Origin of the sequence: Marinomonas phycocola (assembly GCF_047525455.1) — a bacterium.
Lineage (GTDB): Bacteria > Pseudomonadota > Gammaproteobacteria > Pseudomonadales > Marinomonadaceae > Marinomonas.
This window is the reverse complement of record NZ_JBLIXL010000038.1, coordinates 1-15,348: the sequence shown is the minus strand read 5'-3', so window position 1 is coordinate 15,348 and position 15,348 is coordinate 1. Positions and strand designations below refer to the sequence as shown.

Annotated in this window: 11 protein-coding genes and 2 pseudogenes; all 13 read right to left on the bottom strand. The window is 36.8% G+C overall.

All coding sequences use genetic code 11. From position 1 onward, the window contains the following. Positions 1 to 119: 119 nt before the first annotated feature. A pseudogene (locus tag ACMUMJ_RS16460) lies at positions 120 to 227 on the bottom strand (IS30 family transposase); the annotation flags it as partial. A 98-nt stretch (positions 228 to 325) separates the two neighbouring features. Continuing rightward, positions 326 to 1,834 (bottom strand): class I adenylate-forming enzyme family protein, encoded by a 1,509-nt coding sequence (locus ACMUMJ_RS16455; RefSeq protein WP_414679939.1) that lies wholly within the window; start codon positions 1,832 to 1,834, stop codon positions 326 to 328. A 1-nt stretch (position 1,835) separates the two neighbouring features. Further along, positions 1,836 to 3,413: a UDP-2,4-diacetamido-2,4,6-trideoxy-beta-L-altropyranose hydrolase gene (gene pseG, locus ACMUMJ_RS16450; RefSeq protein WP_414679938.1), complete on the bottom strand. Its 1,578-nt coding sequence runs from the start codon at positions 3,411 to 3,413 to the stop codon at positions 1,836 to 1,838. Beyond that, a complete protein-coding gene (locus tag ACMUMJ_RS16445) occupies positions 3,413 to 3,655 on the bottom strand; it encodes an acyl carrier protein (protein WP_414679937.1) in 243 nt (80 codons plus the stop codon). The genes pseG and ACMUMJ_RS16445 overlap by 1 nt, the downstream gene beginning before the upstream one ends. After that, positions 3,652 to 4,692, bottom strand: a complete 1,041-nt coding sequence (pseI, locus tag ACMUMJ_RS16440) for a pseudaminic acid synthase (RefSeq protein ID WP_414679936.1) — start codon at positions 4,690 to 4,692, stop codon at positions 3,652 to 3,654. Before pseI ends, ACMUMJ_RS16445 begins: the two co-directional genes overlap by 4 nt. A 1-nt stretch (position 4,693) precedes the next feature. After that, positions 4,694 to 5,467 carry a cytidylyltransferase domain-containing protein gene (locus ACMUMJ_RS16435; protein ID WP_414679935.1) on the bottom strand — a complete coding sequence of 258 codons (774 nt, stop codon included), beginning with the start codon at positions 5,465 to 5,467 and terminating at the stop codon, positions 4,694 to 4,696. Positions 5,468 to 5,469: 2 nt separating this feature from the next. Further along, a complete protein-coding gene (locus ACMUMJ_RS16430) occupies positions 5,470 to 5,946 on the bottom strand; it encodes a GNAT family N-acetyltransferase (protein ID WP_414679934.1) in 477 nt (158 codons plus the stop codon). A 14-nt stretch (positions 5,947 to 5,960) separates the two neighbouring features. Next, a complete protein-coding gene (locus ACMUMJ_RS16425) occupies positions 5,961 to 7,280 on the bottom strand; it encodes an aminotransferase class III-fold pyridoxal phosphate-dependent enzyme (RefSeq protein WP_414679933.1) in 1,320 nt (439 codons plus the stop codon). 147 nt (positions 7,281 to 7,427) lie between these two features. After that, complete coding sequence (locus ACMUMJ_RS16420) at positions 7,428 to 9,506, bottom strand: motility associated factor glycosyltransferase family protein (RefSeq protein WP_414679932.1); 2,079 nt, start codon at positions 9,504 to 9,506, stop codon at positions 7,428 to 7,430. A 392-nt stretch (positions 9,507 to 9,898) separates the two neighbouring features. Beyond that, positions 9,899 to 11,305, bottom strand: coding sequence for a flagellar filament capping protein FliD (gene fliD / locus ACMUMJ_RS16415; RefSeq protein ID WP_414679931.1), 1,407 nt, complete (start codon positions 11,303 to 11,305; stop codon positions 9,899 to 9,901). A 341-nt stretch (positions 11,306 to 11,646) separates the two neighbouring features. Continuing rightward, positions 11,647 to 12,609 (bottom strand): flagellin N-terminal helical domain-containing protein, encoded by a 963-nt coding sequence (locus tag ACMUMJ_RS16410; RefSeq protein ID WP_414679930.1) that lies wholly within the window; start codon positions 12,607 to 12,609, stop codon positions 11,647 to 11,649. A gap of 1,234 nt (positions 12,610 to 13,843) precedes the next feature. Then, positions 13,844 to 14,806: a flagellin N-terminal helical domain-containing protein gene (locus ACMUMJ_RS16405; RefSeq protein ID WP_414679929.1), complete on the bottom strand. Its 963-nt coding sequence runs from the start codon at positions 14,804 to 14,806 to the stop codon at positions 13,844 to 13,846. Between the two features lie 246 nt (positions 14,807 to 15,052). Next, positions 15,053 to 15,253: pseudogene (locus ACMUMJ_RS16400) on the bottom strand (IS5/IS1182 family transposase); the annotation flags it as partial. Positions 15,254 to 15,348: the final 95 nt, after the last annotated feature.

Genomic DNA, 15,348 nt, shown 5'->3' with positions numbered 1-15,348 from the left:
CAAGGTAATAGAAACTTGGGGGGAGGATGTAAACATGAGAGATGACTCCTTGAGGAAAAGAAATCATCACTTTATGTGAATCGAAATTTGATTGTTATGTGTGGTTCGCTGGACGCTTACGCTCTATGACAATTTAGTGTACGTGCAATATTTGCCACTGATATTTCTTGCCCTAAAAGAGCAGAAATCTGGTATCTTTTGCCTTCGGTCAACTGCTGATAATTCATGTTGGTACTGCTTTGTTCTGTGGTAAGAAGAATCATACCAACTTCAGCAGTTGGCTTCTTCTACACCTGATTAGCAGTGTCGCACTTATTATCTGAATTTAGGATTTTCTAAATTTTTCTTTTACTGATTGCCGTAATATCTTACCTAAGCTACTTCTTGGAAATTCATCTATTTGCTCCATAAAGCGAGGCTGTTGATAGTCTGTTAGCTGCTGAAGACACAGTTTCCTAAGTTCAACTTCATTTATGAGACCGCTATTTGAGGTATAAATAATTTTAATTACCTCACCAAATTGCTTATCAGGGAATGCAAAAGCAACACACTCTTCAACGGCATGATGCATTTTAATTACATTTTCAATATCCTGAGGGTAAATATTAATCCCCCCTGATGAAATTACGTCATTGTTACGTCCAGAATAATACAAAAAACCATCATCATCTAAATAGCCTAGATCGCCAGTAGAAAAATATCCATCATTATCATAAGAGGCTTTAGTTTTTTCCGGTAGGTCTAAATAACCTGAAAAAGCTGTTTTTGTTTTACAGAATATGTGTCCAATCTCACCCGAAGACAGAATCTTCATATTATGATCAACTATTTTCAACTGAACAAAAGGCAATGCTTTACCAACACTACCTTGCTTATCATGATAATTATTCAAACAAAAATCTGTAACCACGCCTACTTCTGAAGCCCCATAACATTCATGTAAGAGACACTTAAAATTAGCGACGAGCATAGCCTTAGAGTCATTAGATAAAACAGCCGATGTACTCACAATACACTTTAAACTAGCCATATCCTTTGCCAAATGGATATTATTTATTAGCATATCTAACTGACTAGACACTGCAAATAAAAAAGAAATATGATGTTCTTCAATAATATCAAACCACTTTACTACGTTAAATTTAGGTAAAATAACGGTTGTTGCTCCAAGCAGTAAAGGCATTAATAAGCCTCGCTGTGCAAGTGAGTGATATAAAGGGGTAGATACTAAAATAATGTCATCTGAATTCAAATCATAGTAGTTAGCTGTCGCACAAAAAGCTCTATTAATTTTACAAGTTTGAGTGAGAATAATAGGTTTAGGTGAGCCTGTTGAACCTGACGTCATGGTTAAAATATACGGCAACTCAGAGTTATCACAATAACTAGTATCGTCTTGGAATTGACTCTCAAACAATTCATCCCACAGCGTCTCATTAGCAACTTTACGGTTAAGTGAGATTAAATTCTCATCATCAGCTAAACCACTGTCTTTTAATTGTGAGGATATATTGGACCATGCGATTATAAGAGCAACAGGAATTGATTTTAACGCATTATCTAAAGCATGTCCTTTTAAAGTAATAGGTAAAGGAACGACAGCTAAACCTAATTTTGCGGCAGCTAATAACACAATGGCATATTCAGGGCCATTGGGGGCAAACAATGCAATTCGTTGTCCACTAAATAACCCTATTTTTTTAAAATAAGCACTTAAAATTAACGTTTTTTGAATTAACGTTTGATACGAATACGACTGCTCCTCATAGATAATAGCCGTTTTCTGCGGCTGCAATAAACTATGCTGATAAACAATCTGAAAGACGTTTTTCATATTACCTCACAGGAAGTAGTGGAGCACGATCAATGAAATAAAAGTCTTCTGGTGAGGCTTTTGGAAAAGCATGTTCAATTACACTAAAGTGTTTATCAGAAGGCTCAACATCTGTAAATCCCATATATTGATTAAGCAATCGTACAAATTTATTCTCTTTATTTATCACTGCAAGCCATCTAGCTTTAGGCCATTGTTGCTGAGTTTGCAATAATTGCCACTTCAGCATAATAAGCGCAATATGAAAATTAACGCGCCCCTCAATAGTAAACCAACCTCCGATCAAATATTGCTGTGAATCACTTAACAAACATTGATGCCATATGAATGCGATGGGTTGATCTTTCTCATAAATAACATATGAAGAACGCTCATTCTTAAACCACCAACAAATATGCTCGTCAAGGTCAATAGGGGCTGTAACAGTCATTTTTTCTGCATTACTTGGGTTGTTACGCGCCCGCAAGTAGTTCATTATATCTTGGTCTAAAACGGGTCTAACACTTAAATCTCCTGAGATGTGCTCACGAACATACATAGGTTGATTATCATTCTTAAATGTCTTTGTCTTCTCTATGGAGTCTAACTTTAATAACGCTAAAACAACTCGCTTAACACCTTGACCATCTACGGAAACAGCAGCGTGCTGGATCAAGCTTGTTATACGTTGGGTATTAGCTAGCAATTCAATTATGAGCTTAACCTGCCGTTCCAGACTAAAAGTTAAAAAATCAGGCAAGTGAAAGTAATGACCTAATTGCTCAAGATCTTCAGGATTATTTTGTTGATTCGTGGCTATAGAGAACGTCAGCGATGGCGTTTTAGTAACGAGTAATTCATATAAGGATGTGCCTAATGCACCGATGAATAAATCCGACTCTAAATAGAACAAATAGAGGCTATCTGGAGCATGAATAAGTTGTACGTTTACGTTTCGTTCAGCTAACTGACAAAGCTCCAGAGTATTATTTGCTTGTGGTCCTAAAATCACCGTTATATTCACATCTTCGTTGAGGGCTAGATAATGAATAAGAGAGGTAAGTAACAACCAGTCCCCCCCCCCTCCAAGTGAAAAGAGAATGGTTTTTTTTTGTATAGCACGAGAACAACTCTTTGTGTACTCAGGAGAAAGCAACGCATACTGTGGCCCAAGAAAAGTACAACACCTAACAGGTAATTTACCTTCATAACGGCTCAAAGGCTCTTCAACATATTTTTGATCAATTAATAGATCGCAGTCATGCTCACGAGCCAAATCATCAATTACAATAAGTTCAATGACAGCTTCGTTAACACACCTTTCCCACATTATTCCCAAACTATAACTATCAAGAATAATTTTACACGGAACATTTTGAGCTTTTATAACATTAATAACATAATGTGCATCTTCGAGTTCATCTAACTTAGGAATCAAATATATTGGCCAAGATAATTCCTGATATAAATGTGTCATTTTTGGGTTTTCATCAAGTAGGAAACCTACTTTCTCTCCCTGACTTATTAAATTAAGTGCAAGCCATTTACAACGCATAAAGTGCCCGATACCTTGAGTACAGTTAATGCGAAACAGATACATTAAAGCTTGGCCTCTATACTATTAAGCAATCCACCAATCGTTGCATTTTTTTCATCTAATAGTTCTTCTGCCGAAAAAGAAATTGAGAATTCAAGCTCTATCTGTAGAATTAAGCTAAGTATTTCAAATGAGTCTAAAACACCGCTTTTTACAAACTCAAATGTTTCAATATTTTGAGGGACAAGAATTCCTCGTGATTCGAAAAAATCATTAAAGAATGCGTATTGAGGTGTTTTCTTCATGAAATAAGATCCTTCCAACTCAATTGCGTTCCACGTGGCAGTGCCACTTTCACTTTCCGACCTAATACATAAGGCAAATCTTTTGGCATTAATTCTCCTCCGCCAGGGCGCATCTGAGCGGTATTATCTACAGTTAAAACATCACCTATCGCAACATTCTTGGTGAGATAAATACTACGCCTTGCTTTTGACGGTTCACTTGGGTAATAGACGGTGCCTATTGCTTTTTCAATTTGCCTTACTCCTTTCACTAATGAAGCAAGTTCATCTGGATTCATAGAGAAAAAGCTATCAGCTGTATTATCAGATTTATCCATCACAAAGTGCTTTTCTATCATACACCCTCCCATAGCAATTGAGGCCAATGGCACGTCATTGCCTAAAGTATGATCAGATAACCCTACAGGTAAATGAAAAGCATCTTTTAAATGGGAAATTGTCCTTAAATTGATAGATTCCGCTGGAGCAGGGTAAGTACTTGTGCACTTTAGAACACATAACTCGGTAATTCCCGCATCTCCTGCGACTTTAACAGCCTCAGCAATCTCAGCTAAAGTAGCTCCACCAGTAGACATAATTACAGGTTTTCCCGTTGCAGCGACATCACGAATAAGTTGATGATCAATTAACTCTGGTGAAGCTATTTTATATGCAGGAGCATTAAGAGAAACAAGCAAATCGACCGCACTACGATCAAATGGAGATGAAAAACACGTAATCCCTATTTTTTCCGCTAGCTCAAATAACTCGGCATGAAAATCCCAAGGCATATAAGCATGTTTATATAAATCATATAAATATTGTCCTTTCCACGGGCCCGTCGCTTCAAAGTGCGGTAGTTTACAATCCATCGTCAATGTATCTGCTGTGTATGTTTGCAGCTTAATTGCATTTGCACCTGCTTCTTTCGCCGCATAGACAAGCTCTTTCGCTCGACTTAAAGATTGGCCATGGTTTGCAGACATTTCCGCAATAATATAACTTGGATGATCATGACCAACCCAAGCATTTGCAATTTTAAATTCTTTTTTAAACATTTTAACCAACTTGGACTTGTTTTACATGCGCATTAATCTTAAGTACATCAGGGTGAGAATTTAGCATGCGTTTTAATTCATTAAAGCTAAAGTTTGTTTGATAATCAAAAAGCCGATAAATAGCGTTTATTACCTCATAATCAGCAGGCTCATCTAACGTCAGTCGCCAATGACTAAGATCATCACTGTTACCGTATTCAGCAACACGCATATTACGACATATGTACTGAGTCATATGCTCTTTTTCGAAGCCCTCTGTTGCATTGTGATAAGCAAGCTCTAATGCCTTAAAAGTAAAAACCTCGGTGTCAAAACCATTAGGGAAACCACAATGCGGACCAGCAGAAATATAGTCATAATCAGTCATAATGCTAAAGAAGTGATCAATAACTCGTGCGGATTCAGTAATATCAATAAGTGGACAGTCACTAGTACAGCGAACAAGAACGGTATTAGGTTTAGCATCTACCGATCGTGCAGCTAGATAATAACGACTTAGAACGTTATCAGTGTCACCCTCAACATATCGCACACCCAATTGATTGCACAATTCAACAATAGGCTGCTGACTACCATCATTTGTAGTAGCAACAATTATTTTTTCTTTAAATGCCCCTAGGCGTTCAATCATAACCTCTAATACAGGTTTTTCACCTAATGGAAGCATCACTTTTTTAGGCAAACGAGTAGATGTCATTCTAGCTTGTATAATAATGTAGAAGTCTTTCTTATAAATAGACGTAACAACTGCTGGTGCATCAGTAATATCAGTCACCTTTAAAACTCCCAAAACATGGTTAACCCATTATCAGTACGACCATCCTCTAATTTTACAAAACCTATTTTCTCATAGGCTGATACAGCCGAAATATTTGCCGCATCAACACCTAAGTACATTTTAGTAACACCTAATTTTTGTTTTACATGCCTTGCAAAACATTCAATAACCTCTTTGGCAACCCCACGCCCATGCCAAGCAGACTCACCAATTAAGATTCCCATTTCCATACTATTAACTAATTCTGGCTTTAGAATAAATTTAATATTGCCAATATGCTCATTACTATCAAGTGTATATATTCCATAAAAATAAACATTTTCATCATTCACTTGTTCACGAATATATTTTGATAAACTGTTTATAGTCGCTGGTTTGTTTAAAATAAAACGACTAGCTTTAGAGTTCAACCAACCTAAATATCGTAACGTTGCGTCATTCTCATTCATCAAACATAATTGAAATCGAGTAGACATTAGCTTATTCATTATTAGTTTAACCGTTTAAACCCAGAAGTAGATGGAATAACATGTTCCATCATTGCTGGATTTTCAATTGCCTGTGCCAATGTTGAAAATGCCACATCAACAGCCGCTAAATACTGTTTTACATGCTCATTTTTATGGGCATACATACAATAAAACATGTTTGTCGCTAAAATACCTTGTTCAAGCATTTTTTCAATAAAGTATGATTTTAACGTCAAAAAATTATCGTATTCCAATCCAAAATGACACAATGCATCAAGACCTGAAATATGAATATTTAGATTATGTTTGTCAGCAAGCTGCTGCCACCCTTGTTTAATTTGATGACCAATCAAAGCTAAATGCTCATGCACGTGATTTTTTTGATAGTAATTTATTGTTGCAAGCGCGGCTGTAGGGCCAATTCGTTCAGTCCACATAGTACTAGAAATAAAACTAACTTGTGCCGCATCCATCCATTTAGACTTACCAATAATAGCGGCCATTGCGTAACCATTTGCAATGGCCTTAGAAAAAACAGCAATATCAGGATTAATGCCTAACGCTAAATGAGAGCCACCGCAGTTAATTCTAAAGCCCATAGATATCTCATCAATTATGAGAGGGATATTCAAACGTTTACTGATTTCCTCAACCTTTTGCCAATATTCTTGTGGTGCTCGAAAATTACGCATTGGTTCCATTATAATGGCAGCAAGTTCATTCCCATGCTTTAAAACTAAGGCTTCAAGTGCATCAATGTCATTAAATGGGAACGGAATAGAAGTACCCGCTAGGGCTCTAGGAACGCCTTTAGGGGAAAGGCCAGGTATAAGGTGATCATTTAAATTACTATCATCGGTAACATTGGCAGATAAATACCAATCATGCCAACCATGGTAACCACTGAATGCGATTTTATCTTTCCCTGTAGCTGCGCGTGCAATACGAACAGCTACCGTCATTGCTTCTCCACCACATCGAGCATAGCGAACATCATCAGCCCAACTATGTAACTCCAGCATTTTCTCTGCAAGGGCGACATCTTCAGGGCAATTTAGGCTTGAGCTAACGCCATTTCTAATATTATTAATAACGTCATTATCAACTTCATCAACGGCATAACCTAAAATATTTGCTCCGATGCCTGAAATAGACATATCAAGATATTCATTACCATCTAAGTCCCAGATTTTTGCACCTTTTGCTTTTGAGAAATAACCAGGCCAAACATCTGTACTAAACATATCAGGACGCTTAGATAACAATTGAGTTAGTCCTGGAATAATGTTTTTTGCTTTTTTTTGCATTGAAATACTTTTACTGCTTCTTTCTTCAAACATAATGATTTTTCTTCTAAAAAAGTATGAAACGTTAGATGCTTAATATTTTTCAAGGTTGATGCTAGCAATGCAGTGTGGGATTGATAAATTATAAAAATAGCTACTTCATTACTTCAGAGACTCTCTTGACGTATAAACCCATAAAAATCACTTACATACGCGAAAATTCTCTTTATAATAAATCGGAGCATTTTCAATAAAAGAAATCCAATATTCAAGCGCTTTATTATAATAAATCAAAATCTCTTCATCATCACCAAAATTATAAAGAAGAGATATAAGTAAAGAAGAGGCATATAAAACTTCCCCTTCAAACAAAAGAAATATGTGTAAATGTTTTGCAGAGCCTTTAAACGAATACAAATATCGAATACTTTCTAGCAAGTTATCAAATGAGTTAGTTCTATTGACAGAATTCTGCTTTAAAATCTCTGCCATTGTGTTACAGAATCCAGAAAACTCTTCAAAATTCAAAAGGGGCTCAACATCTTCATATGCACAACGAGATGAGAAACAATTTTCTTTTACATACTCTACAACTTGTTTTTTGCTTAATTTATTAGGTTCTATATAGATAGAGTCGGAGCCTAAAGGTGTAGTCCCTTTGATTTTTGCACCATTACTACAATTATAACAATTTATACTACGTTCTTTAAAAGACTCTAAGAGCTTTTCCATTTGCGTGTTACCAACACTCATAAACGCATCAGTTAAAATTGTTGGGACGAAATTCCCAGGAATTTCTACCTGTTTACCTATTTTCAAAGGTTGAATTTTTGTTTTTCCTGATGAATTATAATAAAAACTGGATTTTGAATGGTGATGTTGCTCATCTATATAGCCATTGTCTACGCCAAACAAATATATATTTTTAAACCCTAAATGACATACATAGCTGAGCGCAGTATTACCCACAAGAGGGTTACAAAAAGAAAGAATTTCAGTTATTGGTTTACGATTTACCAATTGAGATAATTGAATAAGGTGGCTCCCTGACTCGTTACCTTTTAAGCCAAACCCCGTCCATGGAAATAAACTAGCAACTTTAGGATGCATAACATTTGTTACTAACAAATTGATTTTTTGACGAATTTCTGCCGGTAAAAAGTCCCTTAAAAAGTCATGCGTTGCCTCTGTTCTTTCTAACGCAACATGAAAGTCAGGTACAATTCCTTTCTTAACTAGAGCGGTGGAGGCTGAATTACATGAAAAAATAACAACCTTATCTTGCAAAGCTTTTAAAGACTCTATTTCTTGGTCTAGAGAAGGGCCGTTTGCAATTATTACAACCGGAAAATTGGCTATTTCTTTAGAGATTGAGTCATGGGTATTCATTAGATTAAACTTATTCTCTAAATTCCCTAATGTATGAGCGATTCCCATTAACGCATCGTCAAAAAAACCAAAACCAGTAAAAAATTGATGAAAATTAATTCTGAACTCTTCTATCCACTTATTCATTTTATGAGATGGATAATGCTGATAAAACCAAACATAACTAACTGAAGCGATACCAACGTTGCGACTACGATCATAGATATCTCTAAAAACTTCTTCCTCTAATTTTCCAATACCCAAATATAGAAAAGCACCATTTGAATCAATACTCTCTAATATTATTTTCCAATCAGCTACAAATAAGCTAGCAAAAAAAAGGTCTTCATTTGGTTCAATTATATTAATAAAGCCAATAGTACGATTTTCAATTAATTGCCTTAAATGATAACCAAGCCCAATTCCAAATATCATCATACTAGGGATTTTATTATCTAAACTATCATTAGGCTTAAGAGATTTTTTTGCTTCAGAGAATATTTCCCCCATGCTATTCATTAAATCAATGTGAAGAAAATTCAACGAATTCCCTATTCCTGCTATAGAGGAATGATCTGTTTTTCCTAAGATAGGATTTTTAATGTTTTCATTAACTTGGTTTGAAATTTGAGAAACTGGATCATCAGAATACATGGGGATACCAGTCTCATAATCTATAATATTCGCAGAGCCATTGTCATTTACAATAAGATTAAATTTATCATCTGGAATGTAATTTAAAAATTTATCAAAAATTTCCGGGAAAAATTTTTTAAATGAAAGCAAATTTTCTTCAAACTTGAGATTAGCATTTAATACAAAAACTTCTTCTCTTTGTTTTTTCTTCAAAGAAATATCGATCTTATTAGATAAAGATTCAATCTGAGATTCAACAGATTTATTATTTTTCATCATTTCCTACTTAATAATCTTATAAAGACCTAATTTTCATTAAAATAGTAAAAAAGTATATAATGCCGTTTTTAAACTTGATTTTTCTGGAAGCATTTGACAGGAGGTAATTATATATAAAAACACTATTACTGCGTCGCTAGAATCTAAAATATTCGCTGGAATTTATGTACTTTTAACTCATAGAACATCTCATGATTTTTTGATTTAGCTTTTGTAGTTTCACACGCAATATTTTTCTTATGCAATAGTATTTACAATTATGTCACAGCCCATTCCAATATTTAATCAGCAATAAAGAATCCTAAAACAGCATTTGTAACAATGAGTAATTCTAAAGCCTTGTACCGTAAACATTATATTTATAGATAATTTACAAATAGTTAGATATATTAGTTCGAAGAGTTAGTAAAACCAGGTAAACTTGCTAATTGAGCGCTTAGAGAGCTTTGCGTTGATTGCATTTGAGCAAGTAATACATCTAGTCCTGCATATTGCTCACGTAACCTAGCCTCTAAAGACGTCATTCTATATTGGTGGTTTTCTACATCATCTTCAAGATCAGATATCTGTCCATTTAAAGAATCTTCTCGTTGTTTCATAATCCCGTTAGAATCAATATAGTTACTTAATAATGTTTCAATTTTTGTAGCTATTCCATCTTCACCAGAGAACACTTTACCAATATCATCAAAATTATTATCCATTGCATCGTTTAGACTCCGAACTAAAGTAGATTTCTCTAAATAACCCTCTTTATCAACACCAAGCCCAATATCAAAAACGCTTTCAAATGGACCTGCACCAGTTAAATCTGTAGATAAAGATTTTACTAACTGTGAGCTTAATGAACGAATGGTGGAGTCGCCATTCAGAGGGCTCCCTATTCTAGACTGAAATCCTAGTTGTCCGATAACATTATTATAATTCGCAATTAATTCATCAATTAAAACCGTTGCACTTTCTCTGTCATGCTCTACTGTCAACTTGGCCGTTTCACCATTAACACTCTGACGTTTAGCAACAATTGTCATATCTTGTACTGCATCTTTAAATGTGTTGCTATCGTTAGTGATGGTTATACCATCGACTTTTATTGTCGCATCTTTTGCCGCATGTTCGGCAGCGATAGAAAGACCACCAGTACCACCCGCGTTTGCAATTGTTGATACACTATCAAGTTCAGCATTATCATTAGTAATAACAAGATCCTTTCCAGTTCCTGTTATCGCAGAAGTTAAAACGAGTTTTGATTCTGTACCCGTGTTTATTATATTAGCGGTAACACCAAAATTATCATCAGAGTCGTTAATTGCATCCCGTAGATCAGAAAGAGTAGCCCCTGCATCTATCGTCAAATCAAAACTCTTATCTACTCCAGCAGAGAAAGACAATATGCCGCCAGATGCACTCACAACATCTTCATTTGTAGCAAATAGCCCATCATCTGACAAAGCACGACTACCTTGAGCAATCTCAACAACTTCAATATCAAAATCACCAGGGGTAATATCTGAAGTTGGTGTAACAGATATAAGATCACCATCATCACTTTCAGGCTGAGTTATATTTGCCACTCGTTTATTAAAATTATCAGGGTCAGCCAGTTTCTCAATCGTATCTTGTAATGTAGATAGAGCTGATTTAACTTCCCCAATTGCAGATAACTCAACCTGAAGTGCTTCATCTTTAGCGGCAAAAGCATTCATCTTTGGTACATTTTCGGCATCAACTGACGCAGTAATAATACTTTCTAAATCAAGACCAGAACCAATACCTGCCGATGTAATAAGAGCCATAATATAATCCTAAATTAGCAGCATAACTTACAATTCACTACAATAAGCTAGCTAGTCAATAAATTCACCTTAAACTTTAGATATCCCACTAAACACTTCAGTTAAATTCCACCAAATGAACCATGCTCGAATGTCGAGTTAAACGATGTTAACGGAATATATCCCTTAATTTTTTCTTTACTTCAAAAATTCGTTTGATTTTTATACAAGATCACTTACTTCTAGAATACTGAACATCTATTTGTATAGTTAGATACTGTATCATTGTAAAACATATCTAAACATTATAAGCCACTATTAAACTTTTTACTCAATTTAATGTGGCTTATAATCCAAGCCAACTAACCTAATAAAGACAACGCAGCCTGTGGACGCTGATTCGCTTGACTTAAAATAGTTTGACTTGCCTGTTGCAATATCTGATTTTTAGTTAAATTCGCCGTTTCTTGCGCAAAGTCAGTATCTCGGATACGTGAACGCGCTGCAGATACATTTTCGGAAATATTGCTTTGGTTACGAATAGTCGATTGGAATCGGTTTTGCACGGCACCGAGTTCGGCACGTTTTTTATCTACCGTAGCGATTAAAGCGTCCATACCAGCAAGAACAAATTGCGCATTTCCTTGAGAAGAAACACTAATTCCGCCGGATGTAAATTTCCCAGCAAAGGTATTACCAGCTACAGCAGCCCCTGTTATCTCAGATATACCTGCTGCTAGCGATGCGAGGCCTTGCCCTGTTACCGCACTCGCAACACCAGCAAGGCCTGAAAGGGTAAAGCCACCATTTGCCTCTAAACTATTTGCGGTAGAGCCTATATTCTGCATACTAAAGCCAATTGTTTGCACTGCATCAGCACCTACTTGGAAATTAGCATCATAAGTACCATCCAATAAATTCTGACCACCAAAAGTTGTATCAGCCGCAACACGGTTAACTTCTTGAGATAATGAGCGAATTTCTTCTTGAATAGCCAAACGGTCTTCATCGGTATTTGAACCGTTAGACGCTTGCTGAGCCAAAGTACGAACACGCTGAAACATTGACGTTACTTCATCAAGTGCGCCCTCAGCAGTTTGAGCCAATGAAATGCCATCATTTGCGTTACGGTTACCTTGATTTAATGCATTAACCTGTGATGTCAAACGATTCGATATTTGCATCCCCGCCGCATCGTCTTTTGCACTATTAATACGCATACCAGACGATAAACGCTGAAAAGATGTATCCAACGAGTTACTAGAATTGTTTAATTGTCTTTGTGCGTTCAATGAACTCACATTACTATTTACATATAAAGCCATGATAGCCTCCGCTTTAACATTTAGTGGATTATAGCGAGATACCCCTACCCAGCTACAACCCTTTTCTAGAGCACTTGATTTTTTAGTTCTCTAAAGATCATATCGCCCACTTAAGACAAAGCTTTAGCACTATTTACATTTAATTCGATAGAAACACCTCTTTTCTATGTAAGCGTCGACCCAACCCTATCCATCTATGACTGACTTCACTCGATAGCCTTCTCACTTCTTATTATTCAAAGAGCATGTCATAGCGACCTATCACCAGTACAATTGACCAGAACTATTTGAGGCCTTCGAGCTGCTTGAATTAATTCAAACCGAGTTTTGCAAACAGCACAACACCAATCCCAAATACTCCAATATACAATTAAACCAACATCGAAAAGTAGCTGACGAGCCATCTGACTTTACCTGTCTACAAATCGCATCGTCACACCAAAAACTGTATGCCATCGAACAATAAATGAAAGATGCCCCCCCGAAAGCGACGACAGGGAAGGAATTAGTGTACCTGAACAATCAATAGGATCGGCTCATCGGTTATGTTGAAGAAGGTCACTACCCAATTGATAGCAATGCAGCAGAACAAGCTCCCCCTCCCCCGCCCTTATGCAATTGGACGTAAAAACAGGCTCTTTAGAAAAAGCCAGGCAGGCGCGACAATCAGCACAAACTGATACAGCCTAATCGAAACAACCAAAACCAATGGCCTTAATGAATACGATTGATTGAAACAAGTTTTCGAGGCGCTCCCTAACACAAAAAGCGTGGCAGATATCGAAGCATTGTCACCTTGGTTCTGCAAGGACGTGATTGGTTAGGCGTTTACAAAAAAAGAGATGTGCTACATAGGGGGAAAATAGCGTAAAATCTACTATCAGTCACATTTAAAATCGAATGGAAAACTCGAAAAATGCCCTCCAAAAGGCGTACAGGAGATACAATTGATACGACCTTAAGGGCATGTGAGCAGAATCTGAGCAAGTTATTCAAGAGGCTTTTTGCGTCCACTATTTGGATCATATGCAAAAACATCTATAGTGAGAAATGGAGCTTTACAGGAAGGAGACTAAAAGAGCATGGCGTTCCAGCTTTGAAACGCCATTCTTCAGGTGCGTCTAAACACACCTCATCACTTAAATATTAGGGAGCTTATTTTAAATGCCTCTGCTTTAATCACTTATAAGCAAGCCTTTCGTCAATACCCAATAAACAAAAGACCCCCTAATCATTAACCTAATAAACTTAACGCAGCCTGTGGTCGTTGATTTGCCTGCCCCAAAATTGTTTGGCTTGCTTGCTGCAAAATCTGCATTTTTGTTAATGTTGCTGTTTCTTGGGCAAAATCAGTATCTCGGATACGTGAACGCGCTGCAGATACATTTTCGGAAATATTGCTTTGGTTACGAATAGTCGATTGGAATCGGTTTTGCACGGCACCGAGTTCGGCACGCTTTTTATCTACCGTAGCGATTAAAGAGTCCATACCAGCAAGAACAAATTGCGCATTTCCTTGAGAAGAAACACTAATCGTGTCGGATAAAAATCTCCCAGCAAAGGTATTACCAGCTACGGCAGCCCCTGTTATCTCAGATACACCTGCTGCTAGCGATGCGAGGCTTTGCCCTGTTACCGCACTCGCAACACCAGCAAGGCCTGAAAGGGTAAAGCCACCATTTGCCTCTAAACTATTTGCGGTAGAGCCTACATTTTGCATACTAAAGCCAATTGTTTGCACTGCATCAGGACCTACTTGGAAGTTCGCATCATAAGTACCATCCAACAAATTTTGACCACCAAATGTTGTGTCTTCTGCCACACGGTTTACTTCTGCTGATAATGAGCGGATCTCTTCTTGTATAGCCAATCTATCTTCATCAGTATTAGATCCATTTGCTGCTTGCTGAGACAACGTTCGAATACGTTGAAACATTGATGTCACTTCGTCCAACGCGCCCTCCGCAGTTTGAGCCAAGGAAATACCATCATTTGCATTACGATTACCTTGATTCAGACCATTAATTTGGGATGTTAAACGGTCAGATATTTGTAGGCCGGCGGCATCATCTTTTGCACTGTTAATACGCAAACCAGAAGATAAACGCTGGAATGATGTGTCTAATGCACCACCAGAATTGCTTAGTTGTCTTTGCGCATTTATTGCACTAATATTCGTATTTACATATAAAGCCATGGTTTCTCTCCAGAAGTAAATCTATTACTTACTATCAAACTTAAATTAGGTTAAGCAGTTGTTGTTTTTCAACTTTTAGCTCGGTTATTCAAGTTATCGGTACACTCAGAAAATCCTTTAGTTTTTTTTTAAAAAAACATAACTAATTGAAAAGCAGCAAGTTAATATTAAATAACCACCAGATAAAGCCTAGATTTCAACAATAAGCGACACGCGCTTATTTAGTCGAACCTGAATAATGGCGCTTCAAACGTGGAGCGCCATGCCTTTTTCATGCTCTTTTTCTGCTAATGCCATTTTCAACCGTAATAAACTTAAAAATACGCCAAAATATTGGGCACAATAAAGCCACTTGCGCCGCTTACGTAGGTTTTGACCACAGGCACTTAAGATCACGTTGATCGCATCACCCAACACACCTTTCGTAAGCGTACGGCAAACCACACCTTGTTTCTATCTTAGAGCTTAATATTCCAAGGCAGCAGGTCTTCTAGGCTGTCCTCTGTATTGCGCTTCGGAAGTTCTTCAAATAATTTCACTAG

Excerpts from the sequence above, each read along its gene's own strand:
- ACMUMJ_RS16455 (WP_414679939.1), bottom strand. The coding sequence starts at position 1,834 with ATGAAAAACGTCTTTCAGATTGTTTATCAGCATAGTTTATTGCAGCCG.
- ACMUMJ_RS16410 (WP_414679930.1), bottom strand. The coding sequence starts at position 12,609 with ATGGCTTTATATGTAAATAGTAATGTGAGTTCATTGAACGCACAAAGA.
- ACMUMJ_RS16445 (WP_414679937.1), bottom strand. The coding sequence starts at position 3,655 with ATGAAGAAAACACCTCAATACGCATTCTTTAATGATTTTTTCGAATCA.
- ACMUMJ_RS16420 (WP_414679932.1), bottom strand. The coding sequence starts at position 9,506 with ATGAAAAATAATAAATCTGTTGAATCTCAGATTGAATCTTTATCTAAT.
- fliD (WP_414679931.1), bottom strand. The coding sequence starts at position 11,305 with ATGGCTCTTATTACATCGGCAGGTATTGGTTCTGGTCTTGATTTAGAA.
- ACMUMJ_RS16405 (WP_414679929.1), bottom strand. The coding sequence starts at position 14,806 with ATGGCTTTATATGTAAATACGAATATTAGTGCAATAAATGCGCAAAGA.
- ACMUMJ_RS16430 (WP_414679934.1), bottom strand. The coding sequence starts at position 5,946 with ATGTCTACTCGATTTCAATTATGTTTGATGAATGAGAATGACGCAACG.
- pseI (WP_414679936.1), bottom strand. The coding sequence starts at position 4,692 with ATGTTTAAAAAAGAATTTAAAATTGCAAATGCTTGGGTTGGTCATGAT.
- ACMUMJ_RS16425 (WP_414679933.1), bottom strand. The coding sequence starts at position 7,280 with ATGTTTGAAGAAAGAAGCAGTAAAAGTATTTCAATGCAAAAAAAAGCA.
- pseG (WP_414679938.1), bottom strand. The coding sequence starts at position 3,413 with ATGTATCTGTTTCGCATTAACTGTACTCAAGGTATCGGGCACTTTATG.